Origin of the sequence: Proteiniclasticum aestuarii (genome assembly GCF_017368455.1) — a bacterium.
GTDB classification, from domain to species: domain Bacteria; phylum Bacillota; class Clostridia; order Clostridiales; family Clostridiaceae; genus Proteiniclasticum; species Proteiniclasticum aestuarii.
On sequence record NZ_JAFNJU010000001.1, the window covers coordinates 448,652 to 473,185 of the forward strand.

25 protein-coding genes are annotated in these 24,534 nt (G+C 43.5%); 1 reads left to right on the forward strand and 24 read right to left on the reverse strand.

The window, feature by feature from the left end; all coding sequences use genetic code 11:
• The first annotated feature begins 245 nt into the window (after positions 1-245).
• On the forward strand, positions 246-509 hold the full coding sequence (locus tag J3A84_RS02205; RefSeq protein ID WP_207598359.1) for a DUF1294 domain-containing protein: 264 nt from the start codon (positions 246-248) through the stop codon (positions 507-509).
• A 314-nt stretch (positions 510-823) separates the two neighbouring features.
• On the opposite strand, the gene ppdK is transcribed toward J3A84_RS02205, so the two are convergent.
• From ppdK to pgmB, 24 genes are all read right to left on the reverse strand, one after another.
• Positions 824-3,457 carry a pyruvate, phosphate dikinase gene (gene ppdK / locus J3A84_RS02210; RefSeq protein ID WP_207598360.1) on the reverse strand — a complete coding sequence of 878 codons (2,634 nt, stop codon included), beginning with the start codon at positions 3,455-3,457 and terminating at the stop codon, positions 824-826.
• 294 nt (positions 3,458-3,751) lie between these two features.
• Complete coding sequence (locus tag J3A84_RS02215) at positions 3,752-4,300, reverse strand: UBA domain-containing protein (RefSeq protein ID WP_207598361.1); 549 nt, start codon at positions 4,298-4,300, stop codon at positions 3,752-3,754.
• A gap of 35 nt (positions 4,301-4,335) precedes the next feature.
• Entirely contained in the window at positions 4,336-4,968 is a 633-nt protein-coding gene (recO, locus tag J3A84_RS02220; RefSeq protein WP_207598362.1) for a DNA repair protein RecO, read from the reverse strand.
• Positions 4,969-4,979: 11 nt separating this feature from the next.
• Positions 4,980-5,867 (reverse strand): GTPase Era, encoded by an 888-nt coding sequence (gene era / locus J3A84_RS02225; protein WP_207598363.1) that lies wholly within the window; start codon positions 5,865-5,867, stop codon positions 4,980-4,982.
• Entirely contained in the window at positions 5,860-6,279 is a 420-nt protein-coding gene (locus tag J3A84_RS02230) for a cytidine deaminase (RefSeq protein ID WP_207598364.1), read from the reverse strand. Before J3A84_RS02230 ends, era begins: the two co-directional genes overlap by 8 nt.
• Positions 6,280-6,324: 45 nt before the next feature.
• Positions 6,325-7,026: a diacylglycerol kinase gene (locus tag J3A84_RS02235; RefSeq protein ID WP_207598365.1), complete on the reverse strand. Its 702-nt coding sequence runs from the start codon at positions 7,024-7,026 to the stop codon at positions 6,325-6,327.
• A gap of 12 nt (positions 7,027-7,038) precedes the next feature.
• Entirely contained in the window at positions 7,039-7,542 is a 504-nt protein-coding gene (gene ybeY / locus J3A84_RS02240; RefSeq protein WP_207598366.1) for an rRNA maturation RNase YbeY, read from the reverse strand.
• Between the two features lies 1 nt (position 7,543).
• Positions 7,544-9,601: an HD family phosphohydrolase gene (locus J3A84_RS02245; RefSeq protein ID WP_207598367.1), complete on the reverse strand. Its 2,058-nt coding sequence runs from the start codon at positions 9,599-9,601 to the stop codon at positions 7,544-7,546.
• A gap of 127 nt (positions 9,602-9,728) precedes the next feature.
• Entirely contained in the window at positions 9,729-10,706 is a 978-nt protein-coding gene (locus J3A84_RS02250; protein ID WP_207598368.1) for an acrylyl-CoA reductase family protein, read from the reverse strand.
• Positions 10,707-10,781: 75 nt separating this feature from the next.
• The gene (locus J3A84_RS02255) at positions 10,782-11,309 is read right to left on the reverse strand and encodes a hypothetical protein (RefSeq protein WP_207598369.1); all 528 of its coding nucleotides are present in this window, start codon (positions 11,307-11,309) and stop codon (positions 10,782-10,784) included.
• 155 nt (positions 11,310-11,464) lie between these two features.
• Positions 11,465-11,911 (reverse strand): GatB/YqeY domain-containing protein, encoded by a 447-nt coding sequence (locus tag J3A84_RS02260; RefSeq protein WP_242693924.1) that lies wholly within the window; start codon positions 11,909-11,911, stop codon positions 11,465-11,467.
• Between the two features lie 23 nt (positions 11,912-11,934).
• Complete coding sequence (rpsU, locus tag J3A84_RS02265) at positions 11,935-12,111, reverse strand: 30S ribosomal protein S21 (protein WP_031573182.1); 177 nt, start codon at positions 12,109-12,111, stop codon at positions 11,935-11,937.
• A 100-nt stretch (positions 12,112-12,211) separates the two neighbouring features.
• A complete protein-coding gene (locus J3A84_RS02270; protein WP_207598370.1) occupies positions 12,212-12,553 on the reverse strand; it encodes a histidine triad nucleotide-binding protein in 342 nt (113 codons plus the stop codon).
• A gap of 81 nt (positions 12,554-12,634) precedes the next feature.
• Positions 12,635-13,933, reverse strand: a complete 1,299-nt coding sequence (gene mtaB, locus J3A84_RS02275) for a tRNA (N(6)-L-threonylcarbamoyladenosine(37)-C(2))-methylthiotransferase MtaB (RefSeq protein ID WP_207598371.1) — start codon at positions 13,931-13,933, stop codon at positions 12,635-12,637.
• Positions 13,934-14,671: a 16S rRNA (uracil(1498)-N(3))-methyltransferase gene (locus J3A84_RS02280; protein WP_207598372.1), complete on the reverse strand. Its 738-nt coding sequence runs from the start codon at positions 14,669-14,671 to the stop codon at positions 13,934-13,936.
• Complete coding sequence (gene prmA / locus J3A84_RS02285) at positions 14,664-15,608, reverse strand: 50S ribosomal protein L11 methyltransferase (protein ID WP_207598373.1); 945 nt, start codon at positions 15,606-15,608, stop codon at positions 14,664-14,666. Before prmA ends, J3A84_RS02280 begins: the two co-directional genes overlap by 8 nt.
• A 225-nt stretch (positions 15,609-15,833) precedes the next feature.
• Positions 15,834-16,976 carry a molecular chaperone DnaJ gene (dnaJ, locus tag J3A84_RS02290; protein ID WP_207598374.1) on the reverse strand — a complete coding sequence of 381 codons (1,143 nt, stop codon included), beginning with the start codon at positions 16,974-16,976 and terminating at the stop codon, positions 15,834-15,836.
• 116 nt (positions 16,977-17,092) lie between these two features.
• Complete coding sequence (gene dnaK / locus J3A84_RS02295) at positions 17,093-18,931, reverse strand: molecular chaperone DnaK (protein WP_207598375.1); 1,839 nt, start codon at positions 18,929-18,931, stop codon at positions 17,093-17,095.
• 12 nt (positions 18,932-18,943) lie between these two features.
• Positions 18,944-19,603 carry a nucleotide exchange factor GrpE gene (grpE, locus tag J3A84_RS02300; protein ID WP_207598376.1) on the reverse strand — a complete coding sequence of 220 codons (660 nt, stop codon included), beginning with the start codon at positions 19,601-19,603 and terminating at the stop codon, positions 18,944-18,946.
• Positions 19,590-20,642, reverse strand: a complete 1,053-nt coding sequence (gene hrcA, locus J3A84_RS02305; RefSeq protein ID WP_242693925.1) for a heat-inducible transcriptional repressor HrcA — start codon at positions 20,640-20,642, stop codon at positions 19,590-19,592. The genes grpE and hrcA overlap by 14 nt, the downstream gene beginning before the upstream one ends.
• Positions 20,643-21,001: 359 nt before the next feature.
• Complete coding sequence (locus J3A84_RS02310) at positions 21,002-22,102, reverse strand: DUF4236 domain-containing protein (RefSeq protein WP_342590925.1); 1,101 nt, start codon at positions 22,100-22,102, stop codon at positions 21,002-21,004.
• 194 nt (positions 22,103-22,296) lie between these two features.
• Complete coding sequence (locus tag J3A84_RS02315; RefSeq protein ID WP_207598377.1) at positions 22,297-23,073, reverse strand: ribonuclease H-like domain-containing protein; 777 nt, start codon at positions 23,071-23,073, stop codon at positions 22,297-22,299.
• Between the two features lie 23 nt (positions 23,074-23,096).
• Positions 23,097-23,822 carry an HAD-IB family hydrolase gene (locus tag J3A84_RS02320; RefSeq protein WP_207598378.1) on the reverse strand — a complete coding sequence of 242 codons (726 nt, stop codon included), beginning with the start codon at positions 23,820-23,822 and terminating at the stop codon, positions 23,097-23,099.
• 23 nt (positions 23,823-23,845) lie between these two features.
• Positions 23,846-24,490: a beta-phosphoglucomutase gene (pgmB, locus tag J3A84_RS02325; protein WP_207598379.1), complete on the reverse strand. Its 645-nt coding sequence runs from the start codon at positions 24,488-24,490 to the stop codon at positions 23,846-23,848.
• Between the last annotated feature and the right edge of the window lie 44 nt (positions 24,491-24,534).

A 24,534-nucleotide genomic window follows, 5' to 3' on the forward strand; every position in this document is an offset into this window, starting at 1 on the left:
ATGTGGTATTATTAACTTTATTCCACCCGTGCTTAATTACAATTCTATCGATTATTCAGAACCAATACAGTATTAATTGATAAATAACAGTATATTTTTCTGATGATTTCAATAAAATACTTTTTTTAAATGAAGATCTTTACCAAATATCGGTGCTTATTCTTGAAAAACCTACTATTATTCATTAAACTGATATAAATATGCACATACATATTCTCTCAAATGTTTTCAGGAGGCTGATAATAATGAATTACTTGTTTGGATATATACTGTTCATCAATATATTTTCTCTTATCATTATGCATATTGATAAAAACAAAGCAAGAAAGCACAGATGGAGAGTATCCGAGTCCTCTTTAATGATTCTAGGTTTTCTAGGTGGCTCAATTGGTTTACTAGTTGGAATGTATGCATTGAGGCATAAGACGAAGCATGTTAAATTTACCCTGGGCGTTCCAATGCTCCTTCTTCTCAACCTCCTTATCTATGTACTGTTTAATGACATATAATAATAAGGAAATAAATTCTGTCAGAAGACTCCTGTTAAGGAAAAAACAAGATCAGATCTGGCTAAAAGTATGCAACCGTTACATCTTCAAAATAAAAACGGTTAATGTAAATGTTTACTTATGCCGGATCTATGCAGAGAATCAAACAGTATAGATTCATTTGTCTTTCAAACCACTTAACGACTCAGACTCGGAAGAGAACTCTGGAAACTATCTACAACAAACATAAGGGCATCATCTTTATCATAAAGATGATGCCCTCATTCTTTTCATCTGTTACACATAGCGTCCTATGCTAACCGATAATTGGTATACTATTTCTTTCTTGGGTTTCTTACTTCAGCCTGAGCAGCCGCTAATCTAGCAACTGGTACTCTGAATGGTGAGCAGGAAACATAATCAAGACCGTTGTCATGGAAGAAGTTTACGGATGATGGGTCTCCACCATGTTCTCCACAGACACCAAGCTTAAGTGCGTTCTTCACGCCTCTGCCCTTTTCTACTGCGATCTTCACAAATTCACCTACACCAGTCTGGTCAAGCTTTGCAAATGGATCAAAGTCATAGATCTTCTTCTCGTAATAATGCTTCAGGAATGTTCCTGCATCATCTCTGGAGAATCCGAAGGACATCTGTGTAAGGTCGTTTGTTCCGAATGAGAAGAAATCTGCTTCCTTGGCAATTTCGTCTGCTGTTACACATGCTCTTGGAATTTCGATCATTGTTCCGACTAAGTAAGTAAGGTCTGATCCTCTTTCAGCGATTATTGCATCCGCTGTCTTTTTCACGATGCTCTTGACAAACTTAAGCTCGTTTACTTCTCCAACAAGTGGAATCATGATTTCTGGAACAATATTCCAGCCCATTTCTTCATTGACTTCGATGGCAGCTTCAATTACTGCTCTTGTCTGCATTTCTGCAATTTCCGGGTAAGAAACCGCAAGTCTGCAACCTCTATGTCCCATCATTGGGTTGAATTCATGAAGATCTGTGATTACTCCATTTAACTCATCTACGGAAATCTTAAGTTCTGCTGCCAGTTCTTCGATTTCTTTTGCCTGAGTTGGAAGGAATTCATGCAGTGGTGGATCCAGGAATCTGATGGTTACGGGATGTCCTTCCATAGCCTTGTAGATGCCCTTGAAGTCACTCTTCTGCATTGGAAGAAGTTTCTCCAGTGCTGTTCTTCTGGCTTCTTCAGTTCTGGCTACGATCATCTGTCTCATTGGGAAGATTCTATCTTCAGCAAAGAACATATGCTCTGTTCTTGTCAGACCGATACCTTCAGCACCAAACTTAACCGCCTGAGCCGCATCATGAGGTGTATCTGCATTGGTTCTGACCTTAAGGGATCTGATTTCATCAGCCCAGGACATGAATGTACCGAAGTGACCGGAAATTTCTGGTTCTACAGTTTCAATCTTGCCTTCATATACATTACCGGTTGAACCATCAAGAGAAATATAGTCATCTGATGAATATACTTTTCCATTGACAGTCATGGTCTTCTTCTTTTCGTCAACCTTGATTGAACCAGCACCCGCTACACAGCAAGCACCCATACCTCTAGCAACAACAGCTGCATGGGAAGTCATACCACCTCTAACAGTAAGGATACCTTCTGCCGCGATCATACCTTCGATATCTTCTGGTGAAGTTTCCTGTCTTACAAGAATTACCTTCTCACCAGCTTCGTTTCTTTCCTTTGCTTCCAGGGCAGAGAAAGCGATCTTACCTGTAGCAGCTCCTGGTGAAGCTGGAAGACCCGTTGCAACCACTTCATGCTTCTTCATTTCTTCCGCATCGAATGCAGGGTGAAGAAGTGTGTCAAGCTGCTTTGGATCCATCATAAGGATAGCCTGTTCTTTTGAAACAAGACCTTCCTGTTCCATTTCTACAGCGATTCTAAGAGCAGCCTGGGCTGTTCTCTTACCATTTCTTGTCTGTAGGAAATAAAGCTTACCTTCTTCGATGGTGAACTCCATATCCTGCATATCATGATAATGATTCTCTAGTTTATTTACAATGTCAACAAACTCTTTGTAAGTTTCTGGCATCTGCTTATCAAGTTCTTCAATTGGCTGTGGTGTTCTGATACCGGCAACAACGTCTTCACCCTGTGCATTCATCAGATACTCAGCAAAAATCTTCTTTTCTCCTGTAGCAGGGTTTCTTGAGAACGCAACACCAGACCCTGATGTTTCACCCTTGTTACCAAATACCATTTCCTGAACGTTAACTGCAGTTCCCCATCTTGAAGGGATATCGTTCATTCTTCTGTAAACATTGGCTCTTGGGTTATCCCAGCTTCTGAATACAGCAGTTACAGCTTCAATCAGCTGTTCTCTTGCATCCTGTGGGAAATCTTCACCGTGCTTGCTCTTGTAAAGTTCCTTGAATTTCAAAACAAGTTCCTTCAGATCTTCAGCAGTAAGCTGAGTATCAAGTTCAACACCCTTTTCTTCCTTCATCGCATGAAGAACTTCTTCAAACTCATGCTTTGGAATTTCGATAACCACGTCCGCAAACATCATGATGAATCTTCTGTAAGAATCGTATGCGAATCTTTCATTTCCTGTCTCTTTAGCCAGAACTTCAACAGTTTTATCTGTAAGTCCCAGATTCAGAACAGTATCCATCATTCCAGGCATGGAGGCTCTCGCTCCTGAACGCACAGATACAAGCAGTGGGTTTTCATTTCCACCGAAAGACTTGCCTGTGATTTCTTCAAGCTTGTCCATCGTGGCATGGATTTCATCGATGACTTCCTGTGTAATCACCTTGTTGTCATCGTAATATTTATTACAAGCCTCAGTTGTAACAACGAATCCCGCTGGTATTGGAATTCCGATGTTTGTCATTTCTGCCAGATTGGCACCTTTTCCTCCGAGGAGGTTTTTCATTGTAGCGTCACCTTCGCTAAAAAGGTATACATACTTCTTTGACATAGATTTCCCTCACTTTCAATAATTCATGCTTAGACACATATATTTTGAATCCGGTAAAACCGGGAGTTCACATGATAAAATAGATCATTCTATTCAAAATCCTCATATATTATATCACAGGAACTAATGTAATTGTACAATCTTTCTACATGGTTTTTAGTTTGTTAACTAATTATTCCTAGTACAAATATTGAATACGATTACACCTGTTTTCTTCAATATGAGAAAATACAAAATATAAGACTTCTCTATCATAACAGAGAAGTCTTATAGGAATATTAATAATATGAAAACTTAGTAGATATCAGGAGAAAAATATCCTTTTAAGTCGTCTTCCTCTTCCAGATCCTTTTTAAAATGAATCTTTTCCGTAAGGTCTTCAATTTTTCTTGAAATCTTCGTTTTCTCAAGTCCGAAGGCATTGGCCGTATGCTTCACTTTTTCTCTCACAGGCTTCGTCAGATTGGTTTCCTTCTCTCCCTTCTTCACCGTGATATCCACGCCAAAAGCGAGGACTCCCGCCGCCGCCGCTGCAAGTAATTTTGGCTTTCTTGCCAGAAGCAGCGTTCCGATGACCGCAACCGGTAGTGGAGCATCGAACTTCTTATCCTGATACGAGAACTCCACGGTCTCTGAGCTCGTTCTCTTGATACTGTCGAAAGTCTTGTCTTTATATTCTTTCAGATCCTCGTACTTCTCACCTTTCATGTTTTCAAGATAGATCACAGCATCCAGCGTATCATAATTTGCAGCTTCCAGCGCTTTCTTCGCCTCTTCGTAAGATACCTTTTTCCGTGTTCTGACTTCATCTACTTTTGCGAGTAAATCATGATTTGATTCCATGGGTTATTCCTCCTTGTTCATAATTGCAATGCTCATTACATATATTTTAACATATCCAAGCTCTTGGGTCGCCTCTGATAGCTTTCTTTTATGATATAGGAAGTCACGGACTGCAGCTCTTTCTTGATTCGTTCATCCACTTTGAGAACATGAATTTTTGCAAAGTCACTCTTCTGCAGAAATTCTGCAGTCTTTACAGCCCCCTGACTTATTTCAAAAGGAACCATTTCTTTTCCCACACTAAACCCTGTAAGCCCTATGAGTTTGATCTCATAGGCCAGTGTGAGCACTTCCATATCCAGCGCATCGGTCTCAAGAAGGTAGAGTGCTGTTACAAGATTTCTGTATAGAGTCGCTTGCGGCTCGCCATCTATGCTTACAATGTCTACGAGTTCCACATAATAGGACCCATAGGTAAGAAGCTCCAGTGTGGTGGAGAGTTTCGAAAAGGAATTGATGATGTTCCCTTCATTCAGGCTATAGAGCGACTTCCCTTTGTAGACCAGAAAGTCCCCAAATAGAAGCGGTCGGACCAGAGACTGGAACTTGCTTTTCTGTGACCTTACCCCTTTGCAGAGTACAGAGATTTTCCCGAATTCTTCTGTATACACCCACATCAGCTTGTCTTTTTCCTTATAGTCCATGGTCTTCAGAATAACACCTTTCACTTTGACCTGCATTATTCCTTATAACCTAGTTCCTTCAGGAGTGTGTCATTGTCTCTCCATTCTTTTCTGACCTTGACGAATGTCTTGAGGTTCACTTTTCCTTCCAGATAGACTTCCATATCTTCTCTGGCCCAGGTGCCTATTCTTTTCAGGGTCTGACCACCCTTGCCGATGATGATCCCTTTATGGGAATCCTTCTCGCATATGATATCTGCTTCAATATCCCAGTTTCCGTTCTCTTTTTCTTTCATGGAAACAATCTCCACAGCAATTCCGTGCGGAATCTCCTGCTGGAGGAGTTTCAGCGCTTTTTCTCGAATGGTCTCAGCTGCCATGAATCTCAGATGGACATCGGCTACCATATCTTCCGGATAGTACATGGGTCCCTCAGGAAGATGTTCTTTCACAAGATCCAGAATATTTTCCGTATTCTTTCCCTTCAGTGCGGAAATCGGAATGATCTCCTTGAAATCCACTTCTTTCGCATACGCTTCAAGAGTTTTCGCCACTTTATCCTGATCGAATTCATCGATCTTATTCACCAGTAGAAACACCGGCGTCTTGAGGCCCTTCAGTTCTTCCATGATTTTGGCATCCCCTGGGTGAATCCCGCCAGCTGTTGCTGTGGTGATGAAAATCACCAGATCCACCTGATTCAGGCTTTCTCTCGCCACATGAACCATATACTCGCCCAGCTTGTTCTGAGCTTTATGAATGCCCGGTGTATCCACGAATATGATCTGAGCATCCTCATCCGTATAGATGGCATTCAGATTCTTTCTTGTCGTCTGAGGTTTATTGGATACAATGGAAAGCTTTGCACCCATAAGATGGTTGATTAGTGTAGACTTTCCTACATTCGGTCTTCCGACCACGGTGATGAATCCTGATTTAAACATTTTTAACATCCTTTACTGCATCCAGATCAATCTTAGTGAAAGCACCAGGCAGAATATCTTCCATGGTTTCCACCACATATTCATCCTTGTTCTTTATAATGATGATCGGAATATTTTTATTCTCTGCAAATTCCACCATGACCTGTCGGCATATTCCGCAGGGAAAGGTGAAGTTATGTGGATCTCCCACAACAGCAAGCGCTTTAATTTTTGTATGACCGTGAGATACCGCATTGAAGATCGCAGTTCTTTCCGCACAGTTTGTGGCTCCATAGGAAGCATTCTCGATGTTGCATCCACTGAATATGGATCCATCTTCCATGAGCACCGCGGAACCGACTTTGAAATTCGAATATGGTACATATGCATTTTCTCTGGCTTCAAGAGCAGATTCAATTAATTCTTTATACATTTTTAACCCTCATTTTTATTATTTTATATCTCATTGGATGCTTTCCTAATAACCGAAAAATCTGAACAGCAGTATGGTTACAAGAAATCCGAGGAGTCCGCCTACAAATACTTCTTTCAGGGAATGCACCTTTGAATCCACACGGGATTGCGCAACGATGATCGCCATCAGAAAGCTTAGTGTGATTGCAATGGTTGAATCAGAAAGATAGCTGATCACTGTTGCCAGACTGAATGCAACCGCAGCATGTCCTGAAGGCATGCCCCCTTTCAGTGGCGTACCTTCACCCACAACCGCTTTCGTGAGAATCACAGACAATGACACAATGATCAGAACCACAATCACCAGATAGGGACTAGAATGCTTTATGAGCTGCACCCCTCTGAATGTGAATGTCGTGATCTGTTCCCAGAAGATGAAGTATCCCACGATGACAGCATTTACCGCGGTTAAAAGTACAGCAGCAGCAGAAGCGTTCTTTGCGATTTCCGCCAGTGGATGATAGTGATTCGTTGTTGCATCAATGGCACTTTCTATGGCGGTATTCAGTAGCTCTGCAGACATGACCATGGTGATGGCTATGCATAGCAGCAGAAGTTCCACTTTAGTGATGTTCGTAAAGAGTGAAAATATGATTACGAGTATGGCCGCCACCATATGGATTTTCATATTTCTCTGGGTGCGGACAGCATAGATGAACCCGGATATCGCATAGTTGAAACTATCAAGTAGACCCTTTAAATCCATAAGTTCACCTTCCTACTCCCTTGTTATATCCAGTGCATGAAGTATTTTTTCTTCTTCCGCTCTCATTCTGATCTTATCCTTCTCATTCATATGGTCATAGCCCAATAAATGGAGAACCGAGTGCACAACAAGATAGCATGCTTCACGTTTCACTGAGTGACCAAACTCTTCAGCCTGCTCCAGCGCTTTTTCCATGGACAGGACCACATCACCGAGAACCAGTGCATCTCCATCAAAATATTCGACACCAAATTTATGGTCTGCATAAAGATCCTTGTACGTCTTCCCTTCTTCATATTCGATCATGGGAAAGGAAAGCACATCCGTCTCCTTATCAATATTTCTATTGTCTCTGTTGATGTCTCTGATGGTTTCATTATCCACCAGAAGCACACTTACATCACATTCATAGGAAACATTCTGATCTTTCAGCGTGTAGTTTATTGTATCATCGATGGCTTTCAGAAGCGCATCATTCACATGAACTTTATCCTGTTCATTCTCAATATTGATCATTTCATTCACCCGTCTTTTTTTCGTTCGGTTTCTTTCTTTTGTCTTCGGGATATTCTATTCTTTCATGATAGATCGAGCTGAATGTCTTGAGAAAGTTCTTTCTGATTCTTGATACATCACTGAACGTGATGTCACATTCATCAAGTTGTCCATCATCAAGCTTGTCTTTGAATATCTTGTAAACCATAGCCTCCACCTTGCCTGAAGTGGGATCCGGAATACTCCGGACTGCCGCTTCCACACTGTCCGCCAGCATCATGATACCAGCTTCTCTGGTCTTTGGCTTGGGACCCGGATATCTGAAATCCTCTTCCTTGACAGAGTCTGGATCTTCCGCATTATTCTTCATGGTCAGGTAAAAGTACTTGACTAAAGTAGTGCCGTGGTGCTGAGCAATGAGATCCTTGATTTCTTCCGGCAGTTTCGCTTTTTCAGCCATCTCAAGCCCTATTTTCACATGGTTGATGATAATCAGCGTGGAAAGATTCGGAGTAATCTCGTCATGGGGATTCTTGGACCCGATCTGGTTTTCCTTGAAAAACTGTGGTCTCGATAGTTTTCCGATATCATGATAATAGGCAGCCACTCTCAGAAGAATGCTATTGGCATGTAGTTCCTCCGCAGCTGCTTCTGCCAGATTCCCTACCATGATGCTGTGATGATACGTGCCTGGCGCTTCCATCTGCAGCCTTTTGAGCAGTGGATTATTGGGATTTGCAAGCTCCAGCAGCTTAATTTCCGTGACTACATTGAAAGTGTTTTCAATAAGCGGCAGAAATCCGATGACAAGAATGCCCGAAAGCAGAACTCCGCTTGCAACCAGTAGCGAATTCCTGAACGTGTCCGCCACTGCATTGGAAAGAAGGAATCCCATGGCAAGGGAAAGAAGAAATGCGACCACACCAATGTAGAAACTGGATTTGATGATGTCATTTCTTTCTTCCACTTTATTGATGAAGATTACACTCAGCACAGAGGTCAGCATCAGGATAATGAGCACCTGAACATTGAATCCGGTGATGATGCTGATGAAGATCGCATTGTATAGGGCCAGTGTCTGGCCGATTCTCTTCTTCACCAGAATCGTCAGCAGCATCGGCAGGAATGTATAAGGCACCAGGAAAGGATTGATGATGACCATGAATCTCGTCAAAGCCAGAACCAGCCCCATAAGCAGAAAAATCAGGGTGATTCTCTTGAGATCCTCATAAATACCTTTGTAGAAACGCTTCAGATAATAGATAATGATACTATGTATCACAAGCACTGCAGCAAGAAGACCTGCAAAAGGCAGTGCATTGAATCCGCTTTCATTGAGATAACCCAGTTCCGAAAGGATTGCCAGCTGATTCGCATTGACCGGATCCCCCTCCTTGACGATGGTCTGATTCTTCTTTATGACGACTGGCGTCACACTATTTCTGGCTTCCTCTTTCAGACTTTCAGTAGCCTCCTGATCAAAGAAATAATTGGGTTTCACAAGAGTCGTTACGAAGCGCTTAATGGCATCTTTAGCCGTGTCATTAAAACTGAAGCTGTCAACGACATCCATCAGTTCAGCCCTGGAGCGTTCGATTTTGCTCTCGTCATCTTCCTCCAATGGAGTCTCATAGATTTTATTGATGCTGTTGTTGATGGTGTTCAAGGCATACCTCAGATCACTATTGTCTATAGTGAGCAGTGCAAGATATTCTGCAGAAGTCAGGCCATAAGTTCCCCGGTTTGCAAGAAGTTCAGCAATTTCTTCTGTCTCCACCAGCGGATTTCTCGCATTGATGATCCCGTTGAAAAAATCATTATTTTCCTTCAGTGCACTTCTACGGACCTCGAGCTCCTGTCTGTACTGGTTCTGCACAGAATCCACAGCGTCGCTTATCAGCGCTTCCGTTGTCATCTCATCCACCAGATCCACTGATGCTTTGAAATCCACTGGGGCGATATCCCCCACTTTCAAATCATATTTCTTATTCACGATACTGGTTACCAGTATCCCAAAAGTGATCAGGATGGATAACGCGAATAAACCTCTTCTCCACCACTTCATTCTTTCGATTTTCATATTTTCTCCTTACAGTAAAGAGTCATTCCAGAAGGGCCCTGATGAATCAGTAGCCCGATGCAGAATGTTATTTCATATAATCAGTTTATCAAACTCCAGAACGAATTGCTACAATTTGACAAGAACCTTACTTGAAGGTCACCAGAACTCTCCCCGTTCCATTGGATTCACGAAGCAGTTCCTCTTTCAGATCTTTAAATGCCACTTCCTTATAAATGACACGGTCCAGATTCTCCATTTTCCATTCCCGGGCCATCTTATTGAACAGATCCATTTTTCTTTCTCTGGTCACATAAACGGAATCTATTCCCTGAAGACTGATTCCTCGCAGGATAAATGGAAACACTGTTGTACTGAATTTAGTACCAGACAGATTCCCGCTGACCGCCAGAGTACCACCGTATCGAATTTCAGTCAGCAGATTCCCTGTAGCCTCACCACCCGTGGCGTCTATGACCCCATCCCATCTTTCCTTGGATAGAGGCTTTCTCTTTTCGAGAAGAGTCTCAAACAAGATCACATGATGTGCGCCTAATGACCTCAGATAAGCTTCATGGTCAAGGCTTCTCGTGGCTGCGGTGACCTTTGCTCCAAGGCTATTTAGAAGCATGATGGCAAAGGATGAGACTCCACCGGTCCCTCCCGTGACTAGAATCTCCCGGTTTGTAAGTGCCTCTCCTCTGGAAACAGCATCCACCGACAATGCAGCTGTAAAGCCTGCAGTGCCGATCTGCATCACTTCCTTCAGCGACAATCCATCCGGAACGACGCAGAGATCCTCCTCCTTCACGATCACATACTCGGAAAACCCTCCATCCCGGTCTGTTCCATATCCCAGCCCTGTGACGAAAACCTCATCTCCTACAGCGAACTGAGATGAGCCTGTTTCTTCCACATATCCTGAAAAATCAATTCCAGGCACTATCGGATATTTCCGTACGACCTTACTTTCAGGTTTCATAGCCAGACGATCTTTGAAATTGATTCCTGAAAAAGCGGTCTTCACACGCACTTCTCCTTTTTCCAGCGGTTTCCTGTCCGCATCCAGATATTCTGCTCCAAACTTATCCTCTTTCAGATTCAGTATCAGCGCTTTATTTTTCATAAATGTCCCTCCATTTCACTCGACATAAAAAAAACGAGTTATAACCATCACTCTATTATAACCCGATTTCCTATTCTATACTCTGTTTTCTTTTCCAGTCAGCTCATAGGATTCTCTCATCAGACTTTTCCCCTTCTGCCTTCTTCGATAGTCAATGTAGAAAAGCAGATAATAGAAAATTGTTGCCGAAAGGATCACCATGGTGACCTCAAACAATATTGAAATCAGCCTGACCGACCTGTCATAGATTTCATGAATCTCAGAAATTCTATCAGATAAAAGATCCATTCTGAAGTTTTCAGGCATCGGAATTTCTTTGAACTCCTCTTCCATTCCACCTATTGCTTTTAGCGGATCCAGGCCATTCTTCATCAGCAGATCAATGGCAATCAGTGTCTCCATGGAATAACCTGAACGACTGGACGCGCTTTCCAGGTTTCTCAGATTGACCAGGTCATACATCGGATAGTCTCTACGGATCTGATACGACATGATTCTTGGATAAGCTCCATACTCTTTAGGCAAAGCAAACGGAACGATAACGATTCTTATGAGCAGTACTATAATCAACGCCAGAATATTCAAGCCATATTTTCTCCACATGAACTCTCCCCCTTATCCGTACCTTCATCTTACTTTATTGTGTAATATATATCAATACATGGATTTCGGTCCTTTTTCCTGAAGAGAATAAAGGGCAGATTCCAGGCACTGAAAAAAACTCATCTTGCTCCTTTCGGATACAAGATGAGTTTATTCTACTTCGTTAAATAATTCTTCACCAAAGTGCTCACAAGTTTACCGTCTGCCTTACCTGTGGTAAGCGGTTTGAGTGCTGCCATGAGTTTCCCCATGTCTTTCATGTTATTTGCGCCTATTTCTTTAGCTGTATTCTCAACCAATTCAATTATTTCTTCTTCTTTTAACTGCTTTGGTAGATAACTCAATAAAGTTTCTATTTCAAATCTGCTTTGTTCGACCAGGTCACTTCTGTTTCCTTTTTCAAACTCCGCTGCAGCATCTCGTCTCATTTTAACTTCTCTGGCGATTATCTCTATGATTCTGTCTTCAGACAACTCGGATTTTGATTCTTTTTCAGCATAAAGTATAGCAGACTTAGCCATGCTTAATACACTGGCCTTCTCTTTGTCTTTACTTTTCAGCGCATTCTTCCAGTCAGTCTGAATCTGTTCCTTGATCGTCATGATCACACCTTCTTCAATAGCTACTATTTGAACTTTCTCTTTCTCGCAGCTTCTGATTTAAGCTTCTTCTTCACGCTTGGCTTTTCATAATGTTCTCTCTTTCTTACTTCACCAAGAATTCCTGATCTGGCACATTTCTTCTTGAATCTTCTAAGAGCATTCTCTAGTGATTCATTTTCTCCAACTTTGATTTCTGACATTCATTATCCCTCCCTCCGCTAGTTAAAAATATAAATATCAGCCTTAGTGCAAAATAACACACTGATAATTATAGTATAAAATCAATCATCAGTCAATGTTTTAGCCTGGTGGCCATGATAAACTTCTTCCACCCAGCAGATGGAAATGCAAATGTCCGACGGACTGGCCGCCATCCTCATTGGTATTGACAACAATACGGTATCCGGACTCTGCAATCCCTTCTTCTAATGCCAGCTTTTTCAGCACAAGATAGGCTTTTGAAATCAGATTTACATTATTCTGGTCTATCTCATTCACAGACTGAATATGTTTTTTTGGAATCACGAGGATATGCGTGGGTGCTTTCGGGTCAATATCCCTGAAGGCAAAAAGATCTTCATCCTCATACACCTTGTCAGATGGTATTTCACCGGCAATAATCCTGCAGAACAGACAATCCATAACTTATCCCCCCTTTACCGTTTATATTTATAACCATTATACACGTTAAGCGGTAAAAAAGTGAATGATTCTGACATTAATTTATGCAAGAATTTCGCCCATCAGAACCTGTTTTTCCACTTTCGTGATTTTCGTCGGGAGATATCTTCCCTGAATATTCTCCTGTGACAATACGCTCACTTTCATATAATTAGCGGTATAGCCCATGTGAACTCCGTTTTTTCCTTCCTCGTACAGAACCTCACAGGTTTTCCCCACATAGCTCTTTAGAAAATCATCTTCATTTTTATCGCTCTGTGTCATGATCAGTTTGCTTCGACGATCCTTCTCATTTCCGTCCACCTGATCTTCCATATGATATGCCGGCGTCCCTTTTCGCGGACTGTATTTGAATGTATGAACCTTTGTGAGCTTCATCCTGTCAAGAAATGAATAGGTTTCATTGAATTCCTCTTTCGTTTCACCGGGAAAACCTACAATCACATCCGTTGTGATGGACGCTTCTGGAAGTCTTCTTCTGATTTCATCCACAACCTCACTGAAGTCCAGCGGGGTATATCTTCTGTTCATCCGCACCAACGTTTCTCTCGCTCCGGACTGGAGAGACAGATGGAAATGAGGACACAGCTTCTTCAGCTTCACGATACGGTCCATTCTGCCGTTTCTGAAGAACATGGGCTCTATGGAGCCGATGCGGACTCTTTTTATTCCATCGATCAGCTCGATTTCTTCCAGAAGGTCCAGTAAGTCTGTCTTCTCCGGAAGATCGTGTCCGTAGGATGCAATATGGATGCCTGAAAGAATGACTTCTGTAAAGCCCTCCTCTGCCAGTTTCCTGATTTCCTTCAGTACACTTTCAGGATTCTTGCTGGATAAGCCCCCTCTCGCATAAGGGATGATGCAGTAGGAGCAGAAGCGATTGCATCCGTCCTGGATCTTGAGAAAGGCTCTTGTCTTTCCTTCATAGCCTGTGACCCCCAGATCTTCAAACTTCGAGTTCAAAAGAATCTTGTCTGTGACTTCCACAATCTGCTTCTTCTCCGCTTTCGACCGGTTCACATGAAATACGATGTCACTCTTGTTCCTTGATCCCAGAATCACATCCACACCAGGAATCTCCATGACATCCTCTTTGCTCACCTGGGAATAGCATCCCACCACAGCCACTACAGCATCCTTGTTTGTCCTTTTGGCACGGCTGATGTACTGTCTTGATTTCTTGTCTCCCATGTTGGTGACGGTACAGGTATTGATCACATACACATCTGCGGGTTCATTGAAATCCACCAGTTCATACCCGTCTTTCTTGAACATTTCGATCATGGCTTCCGAATCATAGACATTCACCCGACAGCCAAGGGTCTGAAATGCAACTTTCATCTATATCTTTCCTCCCATATCTCCATAAAGCAGCTGAGCCATGGTGATTGCCGTGAATCCCGCAGTCTCAGTGCGCAGTATCCGGCCTCCCAGAGTCACAACTTTCGCACCTTTCACACGAAGTGATGCGATTTCCTCATCCGTGAAACCTCCTTCCGGACCGATGAGAATCCCGCAGGATCTCAATTCGCAGAGTTCCTTCTTGAGCGCACTGAAACCATAGTTTTCGGCATTTTCATAGGGTACAATGAGAATCTCATTCTTTTTCATATCCTGAAGAACTTCGTTAAAGTTCATAGGAAGCTCAATATCAGGAATCCTGCTTCTTTTTGACTGCTTCGCAGCTTCCAATATGATTCTTTTCAGCCTGTCCAGTTTCTTGAATTCCGAACTGCTTTTAACTACCACTCTTTCCGTAATGACCGGTACGATGCGATTGACGCCTAGCTCTGTGGCTTTCTGAACGATGAGATCCATCTTTCCGGCTTTGGGCAGCCCCTGATAAAGCGTGATGTCAAGGCAGCTCTCATTGCTTCCTTGAATTTTTTCTCTGAGCTCCACACTTGTGGCCTGCTTTTCGATACGCTCGATCCGTGCAAGATAATCCACTCCGTTCAGATCATTGACAATAATGGAGTCCCCCTCTTTCAGTCTCAGCACCCGTGAAAGATGCTTGTGATCATCGCCTGAAATGGTCGCTACAGAATTCTCTATCTCATCTGTGAAGAACTTATGCATGAGACACCTCCGATACGATGCAGACCCATTCGCCCTCTCTTCTCACTTCCACAATGGAAAACCCTTTTTCATGAAGGGCATCGCTGACCATCTTCTCTTTTTCCCTGATGATTCCGGATGCGATGAACACTCCATCCACATTGATTTTCTTCTTCACATCATCGATAAGTACAAGAATGACTTCCGCAATGATATTGGCGACGATGATGTCTGCGGTGCCTTCCACCACATCCATGAGATTCCCATGAAGAATCTCCACATGGTCAAGATGGTTGTATCCCACGTTTTCTCTTGCTGAATCCACAGCCACCACATCCAGGTCCACACCCACCACTTCACTGGCTCCCAGCATTCTTGCCCCGATGGCAAGGATCCCTGAACCGGTACCGATATCAAATACTCTAGTATCGCTTCTCATATGGTCTTCAATGGCTTCAAGACAAAGCCTTGTGGTTTCATGAGTACCTGTACCGAAGGCCATACCAGGGTCCATATTCAGTATGATTTCATCCCCTTGCGGCTCATAGTCCTCCCATAAAGGTTTGATGACGAATTTACGCCCCACTCTGGTCGGTTTGTAGTACTTCTTCCATTCATTGGCCCAGTCGCTTTCATGGACCTCTTCCGAAAAGATTTCAAAATCTTCTATGATCACACCAAATTCCTTGGCACTTTCGATTCTTTCTCTGATTTCATGGATGACTTCCTTCACATCCACATCAATATTAAAGTAAGCTCTGACCACCGCCTTATCTTTTCCGTATTCAAAGATATTGATATCGGCAAAATCCCATGTAAGCGGCCCCTTTTCCCGATCCAGAAGGTCTCTCGGATCTTCGATGGAAACGCCTCTGACATCCATCGAATACAGGATCCCCTGAATATACTCCAGATCCTCTTCATTCAGTATGATTTTTATTTCATTCCATGTACTCATAAAAAATTTCTCTCCTCTATCTATCCCAGGTGCTTATTTCACGCACAAAAGCTGCACTGAACTGTTTCTTTTCCGTTTCAGACTCCGATGTTTCTTCATTATCCTTATTATAATACACTTATTTCCTGTTGGAGTAAATCCAGTAAACTTACATAGGATTAGCCCCAGCTGCTTCCATTTGGAGCAGCTGAGGCTATTCATCTTCTATATCTTTTGTTCAGGCCCTTAGAAGATCCCGAACTTTTTCTTTTCTTTCTTGTCTTTCTTGTCGTCTTTTTCACCACGATCGATGATCTGACCGGAGGCTTCCATAAACTGATAAAGGGCTTCTTTCTGTGCATCGTTCAGTTTCTTCGGCACATCCACTATGACATTCACATACTGGTCCCCGCGCGCTCCGCTTCTGGAATTGACCATGGTGACCCCTTTTCCTTTCAATCGGAAAAGTGTGCCGGACTGAGTTCCAGCTGGAATCTCATAGGACACGTCGCCATCAATGGTTGGTACTTTCACTTCTTTTCCAAGAGCGGCTTCCGCGATATTGATATGGGTATCCACATAGATATCGTTACCTTTTCGGATAAAGAACTTATGAGGCTTCACATTGATTACGATATGTAGATCCCCGGAAGGTCCTCCCTTGGCTCCTTTATCCCCCTGTCCTCGAAGGGGCATCACATTGCCTGAGTCCACACCTGCTGGCACCTTGACGCTGATTTTTCTTCGCTGCCTGACCTGACCTTTGCCCTTGCAGTTGTCGCAGGGGTCTGAAATCATCTCTCCGTTACCGCCACAGGTCGGACAAACCGTCTCCTGCACCATGTTTCCGAACAGAGTCTGTCTCTGTACTCTTACTGTGCCTGAACCGTGGCAGGTCTTACAGGTTTCCGGCGTGGATCCTTTCTTGGCGCCTGAACCATGACAGACATCACAGTCTTCGGTTCTTGTTATGGTAACATCCTTTTCTACACCAAACACCGCTTCTTCAAAAGTAAGATCCAGTCTGTACTCCAGATCCGCACCACGTCTTGGTCCGGTTCTTCTTCTGGATCCTCCACCGAATCCGCCGCCAAAGAAGGATTCGAAGATGTCTCCGAAATCACCGAAGTCCTGTGCACTGTAGCCTGCGCCAGCTCCTCCCGCGTTGAAGTCCGTTGTTCCGAACTGATCATACTGGGCTTTCTTCTGAGGATCCGAGAGCACCTGATAGGCCTCATTGATTTCCTTGAACTTTTCTTCAGCTTCCTTGTCACCTGGATTCTTATCTGGATGATATTTTATCGCAAGCTTTCTGAAAGCACTCTTAATCTGTTTTTCATCGGCACCCTTCTGAAGTCCTAAAACCTCATATAAGTCTCTTTTTGCCATTCTTACACCACCTATTATTTCGCACTGCCTTCAGTCAAGGCATAGAATACGGATTAATTTCAAGTAGGGAAGGGCAATCCTGCCCATCCCTATTGAACACCTTTAGTATTATAACCTTATTCCTTGTCATCCTCAACCTTGAAATCCGCGTCGACCACATTATCACCCTGTGGGCCCTGTGCGCCGGCATCAGATGCTTCAGCGCTCTGATTCTGAGCTGCTTCAGCCTGGTAGATCTTGGAAGAGACATTATAGAATTCATTGGTCAGCTCTTCTGTGGCTTTCTTGATCGCTTCCATGTCGTTGCTGTCCTTGATGTTCTTCAGTACTTCCATTTTCTCTTCGATCTTCGCCTTGTCTTCATCGCTTACTTTATCCTTCAGCTCTTCCAGAGACTTTTCAGTCTGATAGATGGCCTGATCGGCATTGTTCTTGGTCTCTACTTCTTCCTTCTTCTTCTTGTCTTCTTCAGCGAATCTTTCCGCTTCTTTCACTGCCTTGTCGATTTCTTCATCGGACAGGTTGGTTGAAGCTGTAATGGTGATGTTCGCTTCCTTGTTTGTGGCCTTGTCCACAGCTGTGACCTTCACGATACCGTTGGCATCGATGTCGAAGGTGACTTCGATCTGAGGCACGCCTCTTCTTGCAGCGGCGATTCCAGATAATGTGAATCTTCCAAGGGTCTTGTTGTCAGCAGCCATCTGTCTTTCACCCTGCACCACATGCACTTCTACTGAAGTCTGTCCATCAGCTGCTGTGGTGAAGATCTGGCTCTTCTTTGTAGGTATGGTTGTATTTCTTTCGATGATCGGTGTGGATACGCCGCCATAGGTTTCAAGACCCAGAGTAAGTGGTGTCACGTCAAGCAGAAGAATGTCCTTCACTTCACCTGTCAGTACACCAGCCTGGATTGCCGCACCCAGCGCAACCACTTCATCCGCATTTACACCCTTTGAAGGTTCCTTTCCTGTGAAGTCCTTGATGGCATCTATTACCGCTGGAATTCTTGTGGAACCACCTACAAGGATGACCTTGTCGATATCATTCATGGTAAGACCTGCATCACTTAATGATTTCTTCATCGGTTCGATGGTCGCCTTCACCAGGTCTCCTGTCAGTTCATTGAACTTCGCTCTTGTCAGAGTCATGTCGATATGCTTTGGACCTGTGGCATCTGCTGTGATGAATGGCAGATTGATGGAGGTTGAAGTGGAAGAGGAAAGCTCTACCTTCGCCTTCTCTGCAGCTTCCTTCAGTCTCTGAAGAGCCATCTTGTCGGATCTCAGATCGATTCCGTTGTTCTTCTTGAATTCATCTGCGATGTAGTTCATGACTCTGTCGTCAAAGTCATCTCCACCAAGCTTTGTATTACCGTTTGTGGAAAGCACTTCGAATACGCCATCTCCAAGGTCCAGGATGGATACGTCGAAGGTACCTCCACCTAAGTCGAATACAAGGATTTTGTGCGCTTCGTCACCCTTGTCCAGTCCATAGGCAAGGGAAGCTGCTGTCGGCTCGTTGATGATTCTGAGGACTTCAAGTCCAGCAATCTTTCCTGCATCCTTGGTTGCCTGTCTCTGGGAATCATTGAAGTATGCTGGTACGGTGATGACAGCCTGTGTCACCTTCTCGCCAAGATAGGCCTCAGCATCCGCCTTCAGTTTTCCAAGAACCATGGCTGAGATTTCCTGTGGTGTATATTCTTTTCCTTCGATGTTGAACTTCTTGTCTGTTCCCATGTATCTCTTTGCAGAGGCGATGGTCTTGTCCGGGTTTGTGATGGCCTGTCTCTTGGCAACCTGCCCAACCAGTCTTTCACCATTGGCCTGGAAAGAAACCACGGATGGAGTTGTTCTTCCGCCTTCAGAGCTGGTGATGATGACAGGGTCTCCACCTTCCATTACAGCAACTACTGAGTTTGTTGTTCCTAAATCAATACCTATTACTTTTGACATTAATCATTCCTCCTAATTTGCGACTTTAACTACGCTATATCTTATAATTTTTTCATCTCTCTGGTATCCCTTGAGAAATACCTGTGCGATTTCCTTTTCGCCCAGGGATGGATCATCCACATGCATGACCGCTTCGTGGAAATTGGGATCAAAAGGTGCTTCTGTGTCGATTTCAGTCACCTTCAGTTTCTGCAGGGATTCTCTGAACTGAGTCAGTGTCATCTCCACACCCTTTCGGAGCGATTCCACATCAGCGGACTCCACCTTCAGTGAAGCTTCCAGGTTATCCAGCACCGGCAGCAGCTCTTTCACCACTTCCACGATACTGTCTGTATAGATTCCGTCCTTTTCCTTCTGGGTTCTTTTTCTGTAATTCTCATATTCGGCATTGAGTCTTGCAAGTCTGTCTTTCAGAGTCTGGTTCTCATTTTCCAGCTTTCTGATTCCGTCGAGCATTTCCTTTTTCTTTCTGAATAATTCTTTCATATCGATCGTATTCTCTACCTGCTCTTCCGTTTTTTCCTCTGCTGTCTCATCCTCTGCAGATGTTTCCATCTCTTCAGATTCTTCCACAGAAACCTCCTGGTCCATGCCAGCTTCTTCTACCGTGTCCTGCGGATTTACTTCATCCGAAGCGACATTCTTTGGATTCCTGTTCTTATCCTCCGTCATTTACATCCTCCTCATTGAGCCTTTTACCAAGCTCTTTCTTTACGTTATTTATGATTGACACTACCTTGGAATAATCCAGTCTCTTGGGTCCGATGAGATTGATCGTTCCTACATTCTCATCATTGATCTTGTAACTGGTAGTGATGATCGTGAAATCCTTCGCTTCGGGCAGACTCAGCTCTTCTCCTAGTGTGATGAGCATATCTTCATTGGCATCATCCACATCATGAAACAGAAGGTCCGGCTGCTCCAAAAGACCCAGAAAATCCTTCATTTTATTCACATCGGAAAATTCCGGATAGTTCAGAATCTTGGATGTACCATCTACAAAATATCTGTTCTCCTGAGCCTCATCATTGAGACTCTCATACACTGCTGACAGAATCGAAAGGAACAGTTCATCATATCCTTCCAGGTCATTCTTGAGACTGTTCACGATATGTAGATTGATGTCTTCGATGTTCATATCCTTCAACTTCAGATTCAGCAGATTGCAGATGTTCATCAGCACTTCCGGTTCCGGTGAATGGTTCAGCCTGATCAGTTTATGTGTGATGGCTCCATGGTCGACCATGATCACTGCAAGGATTGTGTTTTTCTCCATGCTGATCAGCTGGATGTTCTTCACATGAGCCTTGGACAGACTGGGCTTTTTGGCCACAACGGCCAGATTCGTCAGCTCTGAGAGCATCATGGCTGTCTGCTTCATGATCTTGTCGATCTCGAAAGCAGCCATGGTGATGATTTTTTCTTCAATAAATGACACTTCTTCCGGACTTAGCGATTCCAGCGTCATCAGCTTATCGATGTACATTCTGTATCCTTTGGCCGATGGTATTCTGCCGGAGGATGAATGAAGCTGATCGAGATATCCTAGTTCTTCCAGGTCAGACATCTCATTTCTGATGGTGGCAGAACTGATTCCAAGCTGATATTTCTTCTCCAGCGTCCTCGATCCCACTGGCTCACCCGTCATGATGTAGTCCGTGACAATGGCTTTCAGTATTTCAAGTTTTCTGCTGTCCATCTGATTTGACATCTTTCTCACCCCTTTACTAGCACTCGCACTCAATGAGTGCTAACAGCTACGATAATAAAATAACATCTAAGATGTTATTTGTAAATACCCTTAAATACTAAAATTCAAGGATTCATTATTGATTTTCCTGATTTCCTGAACTTATCAGCTTTTTTCTTCCGGATTCTCTCGTTTTCTTCATATATCATCTGATACTTCCGAAAGATTCTGCATTTCAGGAACAATGAGATTGTACCAAATGAATATTAAAAAAGAATTAAACGCTTTTCCCTCCCAGAATATGCACCATATCCCTCTAAAGGCGCAGAAACGCTTATGATGATTCACATCAGAAAAGCCCCATCACTGGGGCACTTTCATCAGATCGTCAGTTCATGGATTTCTTTGAATCCTCTGGTCTTCACGAACTCCACTTCATGCCTGAAGTTCGTCAGGGCATCGAAGGGATTTACCTTCTCCAGATTCAGCTTCATGAACGTGTCTCTGTCGATCAGTATGGAAAGAATTCTTTCCTTCTCCGGAACACCGCTGTATTTGTTCAATTCCGTTTCCCACACATTCACAAAGATATCTTCCACCGGCAGAATGTTAAAGACATTCCGTGCTGTTCGCAGCACAATTCCTGAAACAAACTGATTTGCGATTTCATAGTAATCCGTCTTTGTGTATTTTTTTATAGACAGCTTCCCTGTGGGTGTCAGAGACTTGTACTCCTCCGGAATGAAATCATCGATGCTGAGCGTCATCTCCACCCTCAGAGAGTCCTGGTCTGTGTAGCTGAAGTCCATGTCTTTGATGTAGTAGCCAAGCTCTTCGCTCAATTTCAGGTCCTCCAGAACCTCCAGATGACTTTCCTTATCATCATGCAACATGCGCTCAGCGATGATTCTGTTGTTTTCCCAGGCAGCATAGAGCTCCTCATCCATTTTTCTGGCTTCTTCCAGAACCTCTTTGGACCTGTCTTCGAAATCGCTTTTCCTGAAGACTCTGGCAAACAGTCCCGGCCTGTTCTCTTCAACCATCTTCATGGCCTCCTCCGTATGCGGACCGGCCTTTCCTTTTTCAAATGGTTCCTCTTCGCTTTTCACTTCTTCCCAGTTGACGCCTCCGGGGTAATCTTCATAATGATGAAGGGTGGTGATCAGAGCGATGTCTTCCCTGTACGCGTTTACCTCCGCCTCCGGATTTTCTGATCCAGGATGCTTTTTGAAAACTTCTCTGTTTCCGAACTTTTTCAGTATGGATTTGGCACTGATGGTCTTGCTGTAGGAAAGCCCCGTTCCCGGGAGGCTGAATGTTGTTCTCGAACTCCCCCTGGTACTGAAGCTCTGTCTGAAGCCCTTTGCGCCGAAGGAAATGCTTGCTCCGGATTTTCCGATGTTCAGGCTGAAGAGTTTTCCGAGTCTTATTCTTTTTCTGAAATTAAATCCCATCTTATTCACCTGTGGTACTGTATCCACTTATCCTTCCTATTCATTTCTGCTGCAGAATATGTCTGTGCCCTATCTGCTTTATTACTTCTCATTTTAACGAATGTTTCGCCAATTATCAACGATTGCCTTTCCGCACGTCCCTTATAGAAGCGCATTATAAAACCTGCATGATTCCATGCAGGTTTTATAACACTTTCCTGACAAAAGAAAATGTATGCTATCTAACCCATCTCGTTGGCCAAATCATCCAGAGGCAGAGATTTCTGATTCTCTTTCTCTGCTTCCTCAAGAAGTTGTTTCATTTCCATCTTCCTGATTTTCTCTTCCAGAAGCTTTTCCTCCAGCGTCAGCACATCCTCTAAAGTGACCTCTTCCCAGCGGTTCATGATGTTGAAGAGATTCACCACATCCTGCTCGTTGTACTTCATAATTCTGGTGATCTTTTCTTCCGGCATTCTATGAATGTAGCTATGGTCCTTGATGATCTTGGAGAATGTCTTCGCCAGGGTCATCCCGGAGATCAGTTCTCCGTCTCTTTCAATCTGGTGGAGTCTTTCCAGGTTCTTCAGACCAATGTTCTTCTTGTACTTCGCTTCATACTCCTTCTGAATATCCACGAGCTCGAATTCTTCAGAAAAATCATATTCGATCTCATGCTTTTTGAAGAGATGATTGATGACCAGGAAATCATTGTTCCCGGAAAAAGTCACAAGATATTTTTTACCCATGGTCTTCATGGCTTCGAAATACTCTTTGGTCATCTTCAGTATCGCTCTTGCATCTTTTCTGTTTTCAATCATGTATTGCGTTGTCTCAATGGCCTTCTTCTCTTCCTGATATATCGCTGCCCCGAACACACCAATGGCTATGGGCTCTTTATATAGATAATGTTCCAGATCAAAAAAGATCGAATCCTTAATGATTTCTTCACCGCGGTATTTCAGGGTATACGCAGAAGAGTTGACGGCAACGGGAATTCTTTCCTGTTGTACCAGCATTCTTCATCCCTCTTTTCTTTCAATTAATCTATGTCTAGATCATCAATCTTCACATGATAGATGATATCCTTTCTTTCCACCGCTACTTCCGCCTTCTTTCTCACTTCCGGATCCTGAAGCACCAGATTCACCAGTTCTCTTGTGGGGTTCACAAGCACCGGATGCCCCACCAGTTTGAACATGGTGAAATCCCCCGCTGTATCCCCATAGGCATAAGAGGCCTCAAGATCGATGTCGTAGAGATCTCTGAATTCGAAGATGGCATTCTGCTTCGAGTTTCCATCCCACATGGGCAGGACTTCACCGGTATAGCGCTCCTTTTCATCCATGGGATAAATGGATCCTCTATAGTCGTCGAAATCATGAAGACTGGCCATCTCTCTGACAAGCTCGATGGGGCTGCCTGATATAGTGAGGACCTTGTGGCCTTCATTTTTGTGCCATTTGATTCTATTTCTGGTGAAGAGATAGTTTCGAAGCCCCATATCCCGTACCACATTATGAATGATGTGTTCGATGAAACTGCGATGATATCCTTTGATCGCTAACGTATAGATATTCGCCATCTTGATCAGATAGTCATCATAGGACCCTACTCTTCGATCATACTTGTCATAGTAGGGTTTCACCTGAGTGAACCAGTCCTCTTCCTTGATGATTTCACTCCGGATCATTCTCTTGAAAAGTTCCTTCATGAACACTTCTCTATAAAGTGTTCCATCGATATCGAAAAAAGCTGCTGTTTTCATGAAAGGTCCCTCCTCATCATTCTTCACTGGAAATCCAGAATGTTCATATCCAGATTTTTCAGGCTCTCTATGCACTTATCCGCTTCACCTATGATTCGTCCACTGACCGCCACCACTTTCATCCCAGCCCGTTTCGCCGACAGCACACCTGCCCTGCTGTCCTCAAAGACAGCGCATTCATCCGGTTCTATCTGAAGTTCCATGGCGCATACAAGATACACTTCCGGATTGGGCTTTGGCGCTTTCACTTTGTGACCGTCGATGATCACATCAAAGTATTTCTTCAGCCCCGTCATTTCCAGCACCAGAGAAGTATTGTCGCTGGTGGAGGCGATGGCTGTTCTTAGTCCGTTGAACTTCAGCAGTTCCAGAAACTCCTCCACGCCTTCCAGCAGATACTCCTCATCGATTTCTGTGATATATTCGAGATACAGATTGTTCTTTTTTCGAAGGACCCGCATCTTCTCCACTTCACTCATGGTGATATTCTTCATCTGCAGGAGAATCTCCAGAGACTTTGAACGTGCAACCCCCTTGATCTGTTCATTGTCCTCAACAGAAAACTCTTTCCCCAGTTCCCACAGTATTCTCTTCCACGCAAGATAATGAAATCTGTCCGTGTTGACCAAAACTCCATCCAGGTCAAAAACGACAGCCTTGATCCCCATATACAACCTCCAAATGATAATAATCCTATTCTGAAAAATAATGA